The sequence below is a fragment of the Acinetobacter sp. AKBS16 genome, from assembly GCF_002899995.1.
In the GTDB taxonomy this organism is placed as follows: Bacteria; Pseudomonadota; Gammaproteobacteria; order Pseudomonadales; family Moraxellaceae; genus Acinetobacter; species Acinetobacter baumannii.
In genome coordinates this window covers 61666-62711 of the sequence record NZ_POYH01000101.1, presented here as the reverse complement: position 1 = coordinate 62711, position 1046 = coordinate 61666, and the positions used below count along the sequence as shown (strand labels likewise).

Annotated in this window: 2 protein-coding genes; both read right to left on the bottom strand. The window is 45.7% G+C overall.

The features are described from left to right. A partial coding sequence (locus C1642_RS19995) for an enoyl-CoA hydratase-related protein (RefSeq protein WP_228153997.1) occupies window positions 1–567 on the bottom strand: 567 nt, incomplete at its 3' end. Beyond that, window positions 567–1046, bottom strand: a 480-nt coding sequence (locus C1642_RS19990; protein ID WP_228153996.1) for an enoyl-CoA hydratase-related protein, incomplete at its 5' end; no start/stop codon positions are given. The genes C1642_RS19990 and C1642_RS19995, both read right to left, overlap by 1 nt.

Below are 1046 nucleotides of genomic sequence, written 5' to 3'. Positions count from 1 at the left end.
GGTGTCTTCAACCACATCCCAAATCATGCCCCATTCTTTTGCGGTTTCTGCCGGTAACTTGTCACCTAACAAAGCCAATCCCATCGCACGTGCATGGCCTACGGCACGTGGTAAAAACCATGTACCCGCAGAGTCTGGAACCAAACCTAAGCGACAAAATGCTTGTACGAAGTTTGCCGATTTAGCTGCAATCACCAAATCACATGCCAGTGCAATATTTGCCCCTGCACCTGCTGCTACACCATTTACCGCGCAAATCACAGGCTTTGGCATATTTACAATCGTTTTAATGAGCGGGTTATAGTAAGTTTCAATGGAATATCCTAAATCTGGAGCTTCAGCGTTTGGGTCTACTACACGGTCGCCTAAGTCTTGCCCTGCACAGAAGCCACGGCCTTCACCACTAATCACAACACAACGAACATCCGGATTTTTGGTCCACTGGTTTAAAACCTCAGCCACTTCACGGTGCATATCAACGTTAAAGCTATTCAGTGCTTTTGGGCGGTTAAATGTCAGGTAGCCAACACCATTTTTTTCTTCAGCAATAATATTTTGATAGTCCATCACTCACCTCTAAACACTGGCTTTCTTTTCTCAAAGAAAGCATTAATCCCTTCGTTTCGATCTTTTGTAGCCGCCAGCCAGACAAAGTTTTGACGTTCAAACTTGAGTCCCTGACTTAACGTTGTTTCATGAATACTTTTAATTGATTGTTTAATCACACGAATCGCTAAAGGCGCTTGTTTCGCAATTTTGGCTGCAAGCTGAACCGCATATTCAACGGTTAATTCGGTCGGAACCACTTGACTGCAAATGCCGTGTTGCTCTGCCTGTTTTGCCGAAATCATTTCACCTGTCATAGCCCAGCGCATGGTGAGTTGTTGTCCAACCAAGCGTGCTAAACGCTGTGTTCCGCCTGCACCCGGCAACATACCTAAGGTAATTTCAGGTAAAGCGAATCGGGCATTTTCACCGCAAATCACCATATCTGAATGCAAAACCAACTCGAACCCAGCGCCTAAGGCATAGCCATTGACTGCGCT